Annotated in this window: 4 protein-coding genes and 1 pseudogene; 3 read left to right on the top strand and 2 right to left on the bottom strand. The window is 65.0% G+C overall.

The genetic code is table 11. From position 1 onward, the window contains the following. Positions 1-91 precede the first annotated feature (91 nt). Complete coding sequence (locus J8847_RS23825) at positions 92-2056, bottom strand: TonB-dependent siderophore receptor (RefSeq protein ID WP_229429465.1); 1965 nt, start codon at positions 2054-2056, stop codon at positions 92-94. 207 nt (positions 2057-2263) lie between these two features. Here J8847_RS23825 and J8847_RS23820 point away from each other — a divergent pair, with 207 nt between their 5' ends. From J8847_RS23820 to J8847_RS23810, 3 genes are read left to right on the top strand one after another with little or no spacing between them, the layout of a single operon-like run. Continuing rightward, positions 2264-2821, top strand: a complete 558-nt coding sequence (locus J8847_RS23820) for a cytochrome b (RefSeq protein ID WP_211527168.1) — start codon at positions 2264-2266, stop codon at positions 2819-2821. 3 nt (positions 2822-2824) lie between these two features. Then, a complete protein-coding gene (locus tag J8847_RS23815; protein WP_211527166.1) occupies positions 2825-3376 on the top strand; it encodes a YceI family protein in 552 nt (183 codons plus the stop codon). Between the two features lie 24 nt (positions 3377-3400). Then, positions 3401-3979, top strand: a complete 579-nt coding sequence (locus tag J8847_RS23810) for a YceI family protein (protein ID WP_211527165.1) — start codon at positions 3401-3403, stop codon at positions 3977-3979. A gap of 73 nt (positions 3980-4052) precedes the next feature. Here J8847_RS23810 and J8847_RS24305 read toward each other — a convergent pair. Then, positions 4053-4754, bottom strand: a pseudogene (locus J8847_RS24305) (hypothetical protein); the annotation flags it as partial.

The raw sequence follows: 4754 nt of genomic DNA, 5'->3' as shown, positions 1-4754 counted from the left end.
GGGGGCGCGGGGGGGGGGGGGTATAAACGCTTGGGGGGCCGGGGTTCCCGGCCCACCCTACATTCATTCGCACACAGCGGTGAATGATGCCTCAATACTCCCACACCGCCTTCACCCCAATCCGGCGTTCCACCTCGGCCCGATATTGCACTGAGCCGTACTCTGGGTGTCCGCCATTCAGGTTCTCGCCGAACACCGACACTTCCAGCCCCGGCCGCAGGCGCCAGCCAAGGCGCGCATCGAAGGCCGTATAGGACGGCACATCCGAAGTCGCGCCGACGTGGCGGAGCATCAGGTCCAACTCGCGCCTGTCGTCGAAGGCATAGCCCGAGCGCAGCTGCCAGGTGTTGCGCGGATCGCGCTCGGCCATTCGCGGCCCGTTGATGTCGTTGCTGCCCGGCTTAAGACGCAGGTGCTGGTGCATCGCGGTCCAGCCCGCCGACAGGCGCCAGTTGCGCGCCGCCTGCCAGTTGCCCCAGGCCTCGATCCCGGTCGAGCGTCCTTCCATCATGCTGGCGAATGTCAGGAAAGTGCCGCTCGGGTCGACTTCCTGGGTGCGCAAATCGTCGTAGTCGTGGTGGAACAGGGTGACCGAGTAGGAAAGTGACGGCACCGGCTGGCCGCGGTAGCCCAGTTCGAACACATTCGACACTTCGCCACGCACTTGCGGGCCGCCGCGCAGGAGGTGCGGCGGGCGCGCCGGGATGTAGGTGTCCACGTCCAGGCGCGAAGGCGCGCGCACCGTACGCGATAATCCAGTCCAGACGGCGTGGCGCGGCGACAGGCGCCAGGCAAGACGAGCGCTCGGCAGCCATTCGACCTTCGTGTATTCGTTGTACTCGAAGCGGTTGCCCAGGGTCAGGCGCCAGTCGTCGCGCAGGGCGATCTCGTCCTGCATGAACAGGCTGCCCCATTGCTGGGTGACGCGCTCGGGCAGGAAGGCGACCACCTCGCCATTGGTGATGCGGTCGCGGCTGTGGCGATAGCTGGCGCCCCAGACAATGCTGTGCGCACCGCTGGCGGGCAGCGTGTGCTGGAACTGCAGGTCGGTGGTGTACAGTCGCTCGCCGTACAGAGGCTTAACGTCGCGCAAGGTATGGTCGAAATAGGCCTGCACGCCGATACCGCCGCCGCCTTCGAGCCGGCGATCCCAGCGCACCGACAGGTTGGCGCCGTCGGAACGTACTCTTCCCAGGTCGGGATCGAAGCCCGACACCGTGAGTGCACCCGGCTCAGGCTGGTCGAGCCGCGCTCGCAACAGATTGCCCAGCACTGTCACGCGATCGGCGCCCCCTTCCCAGTCGGCCCGGAAGCCAGCCAGCCAACGGCGGTAGCTGTCATTAACGGGCGCGCCGCTCGCCAACTCGCTGTCCTTGCGTCCGCTGACCCGGGCAAAGGCGCGCCAGGAGAGCGCTCCGCCGGCCTCGCCGTGGCGCAGCATCGCGCCGGCGCCATCGGTGGCGGCGCGCAAGGTGGCCCGGGTGCCGCCGGTCTCGCGCGCCGAACGGGTGCTGATGTTGATGACGGCATTGACGGCGTTCAGGCCCCACAGCACGCCGCCCGGGCCGCTGATCACTTCGATGCGTTCGATATCGCCCAGCACGATGTCCTGCGCATCCCAGAACACGCCGGCGAACAGGGGCGAATATACGCTTCGCCCGTCGATCAGGACCAGCAGCTTGTTCGAAACGCTGTTGCCACTGGTGTTCATGCCGCGCGCACTGATCGAATAGCCGTAGCTGCTGGTGCGTGCGACGTAGAGATTGGGCGCCAGGCGCAGCACTTCGGGCAGGGAATCGGCGCCGGAGCGGCGGATGTCGTCGGCGGTGATCAGGAACACCGAGGCGGCCGCGTTCTGCAGGCGCTCGGGACGCTTGGAGACCGAGGTCACCTGGATATTGGCCAGTTCCTCGATCGACAGGTCGGCCAGTTCGTCCGGCTGCACCACCACCCGCTCGACGTCGGCCGCCCAGGCCGGCAGTGCCAGTCCCACGGCCAGGCAGGCCGCCAGCAGGCGCGGCGCATTCTTCCAGCAAGGCCGGCTCATATCATTCATCTTTTTACCCTTGGCCAACATTAGTGGTCTTCAATAAATATTAATTCATTATGCTTTACTCCGATTTTACATTCCACCCCGCCTTGCCGTGCGTTCTGTGCAATACCGTGCTAGTGTGTCCTGGCAAAAAATGCAGCCCACAGGCAGCGAAAAACGTTTTCCGGTATAGTTGGTTCTAACGCGGACAGATTTCCAATAAGAAACATTATGCAACGTTACACCACCCCGGCCATCGTGCTGCACTGGCTGCTGGCCATCCTGATCATCGGCGCTTTCACCATGGGCCTGGTGATGACCGACATTCCCGGCCTGACGCCGACCAAGCTCAAGTACTACTCCTGGCACAAGTGGGCCGGCGTGACGGTGCTCGGCCTGGCCATGCTGCGCTTGCTGTGGCGCCTGGCGAACCACCCGCCCGCCTACGCCGACGCCATGCCCAACTGGCAGCGCGGCGCCGCCCACGGCCTGCACTGGCTGCTCTACCTCCTGATGTTCGCCGTGCCGCTGTCGGGCTACTTCTACAGCCTTGCGTCCGGCATCCCTGTCGTCTACTTTGGTGTCGTGGAGCTGCCGGTGCTGATCGGCCCCGATCCCGCGCTGAAGGCCGTCCTCAAGGGCACGCATTACTGGCTCAACATGCTGCTGGCCGCCCTCGTCGGCCTGCACGTGCTGGCCGCGTTCAAGCATCTGCTCGTCGACCGCGACGGCGTGATGCAGCGCATGCTTCCTCGTATTTTCCTCTCTTCCCGCACCTCCCAGGAGTAAAGAATGAAACCGATCAAAGGCCTGCTGCTGGCCAGCCTGTTCGCCAGCGCCATCGTGGGCGCCGCCCCGCTCAAGACCGATCCTGCCAAGAGCAGCGTGTCAGCCGTGTTCAAGCAGATGAACGTGCCGGTCGAGGCGCCGTTCAAGCAATTTACCGCCCAGATCGACTACGACCCGGCCAAGCCGGCTGCGTCGAAAGCCAGTGTCGACATCGTGACCGCCAGCCTGGACGTGGGCGATCCGGACATGAACAAGGAAGTCGCCAAGAAAGAATGGTTCAACGCGGCCCAATTCCCGAAGGCAAGCTTCGTATCTTCCAGCATCACCCCTGCCGGCGCGGGCAAGTTCAATGTCGCGGGCAAGCTGAGCATCAAGGGCAAGGCCGCCAACGTGAGCTTCCCCCTGACGGTGAAGACCGAGGGCGGCAAACAGGTGTTCGAGGGACAGTTGCCAATCCGGCGCCTGGCCTTCAACATTGGCGAAGGCGAGTGGAAAGACACGAGCATGGTCGCCGATGAAGTCGTCATCAAATTCCGCGTCACCGCGGCTCCGTAATAACATCAACAAGGGATTTTGCAGATGAAAATGAAGCTTATGTTCATGTCGCTGAGTGCGGCCCTGGCCGCCCTCGGCACCAGCGCAGCCTTCGCAGCCAACACCTACAAGATCGATCCGAACCACACCTACCCGAGCTTCGAAGCCGACCACATGGGCATCTCGGTATGGCGCGGCAAGTTCAACAAGAGCGACGGCACCATTGTGCTGGATCCGGCCGCCAAGGCCGGCTCGCTCGACATCGTGGTGGACATCAACAGCATTGACTTCGGCCACGAGAAGATGAACGAGCACGCCAAGAAGGAAGACATCTTCGACGCCGCGAAATTCCCGACCGCGACTTTCAAGTCGACCAGGGTCAACTTCACCGGCGATGTGCCGACCTCGGTCGATGGCGAGCTGACCCTGCGCGGCGTGACCAAGCCGCTGACCCTGACCATCAACAAGTTCAAGTGCATCGTCCATCCGATGCACAAGCGCGAAGTCTGCGGCGCGGACGTGACCGGCCAGTTCCAGCGCAGCGATTTTGGCATCAACGCCGGCCTGCCGCGCTTCTCGCCGGAAGTGAAGCTGGCGATCCAGGTGGAAGCGGTCAAGCAGTAAACCTGCCGTTCCCAAGAAAAAGCCCCGCTGCGCGAGCAGCGGGGCTTTTTGTTTGACTGCTGTCGGGTAAGGATCAGCGGCCGTCGCGGTCGGCGTCGCCTGGAATGGCGCGCTCGACCTTGTGCCATGCGGCGCGCGAAGCCGACTTGGCCTGGTCCCAGCTCAGGCGCGAATTGCCCTTCACACGGTCCCATTCGCCGGCCAGGTGAGCCTCGTTGGCGTCGTAGTCGCCCGGATACTTGCCGTAGCTGTTGTAGCCCAGCGCATAGGCCGGCTCGTAGTCGTCATAGGTGTAGCCCGGGGTGTAGTACGGCTGAGTCTGGTACGAATTGCGCCAGTGCTCGTTTTCCGCCTGCGGGTTGACCATGCCGCCCACGCCCTTGCCCGCCATGCCGCCGACAGCAGCGCCGATGCCTGCGCCGGCCACCATGCCGACCGGGCCGCCGATCGCCGCGCCGATGGTCGCGCCGCCGGCCACTGCGCCGCCTGCCGCGCCCACGCCCTTGGCCAGGTTATGGTCGTGCAGTTCGTCGCCCGGTTTCGGGTTCACGACTTCGCCCGCGCCCTTGCCGGCTGCGCCGCCAGCCAGGCCGCCGATCACGGCGCCCGCAGCCGCGCCCACCGGGCCGGCCACCGAACCGACAGCCGCGCCGGTTGCCGCGCCGCCGCCCGCGCCCACGCCCTGGGCCAGGTTATGGTCGTGCAGCTCGTCGCCGGCTTTCGGGTTGACCACTTCGCCTGCGCCCTTGCCGGCTGCGCCGCCAGCCAGGCCGCC

The sequence above is a fragment of the Massilia sp. AB1 genome (genome assembly GCF_018119385.1).
Lineage (GTDB): Bacteria > Pseudomonadota > Gammaproteobacteria > Burkholderiales > Burkholderiaceae_D > Telluria.
Note: the sequence above shows the minus strand (reverse complement) of the source record. Positions and strands in the feature narration are given on the sequence as shown.

Bases quoted from the DNA above. Each gene is read 5' to 3' on its own strand.
- J8847_RS23820 (WP_211527168.1), top strand. From the start codon at position 2,264: ATGCAACGTTACACCACCCCGGCCATCGTGCTGCACTGGCTGCTGGCC.
- J8847_RS23810 (WP_211527165.1), top strand. From the start codon at position 3,401: ATGAAAATGAAGCTTATGTTCATGTCGCTGAGTGCGGCCCTGGCCGCC.
- J8847_RS23825 (WP_229429465.1), bottom strand. From the start codon at position 2,056: ATGAATGATATGAGCCGGCCTTGCTGGAAGAATGCGCCGCGCCTGCTG.
- J8847_RS23815 (WP_211527166.1), top strand. From the start codon at position 2,825: ATGAAACCGATCAAAGGCCTGCTGCTGGCCAGCCTGTTCGCCAGCGCC.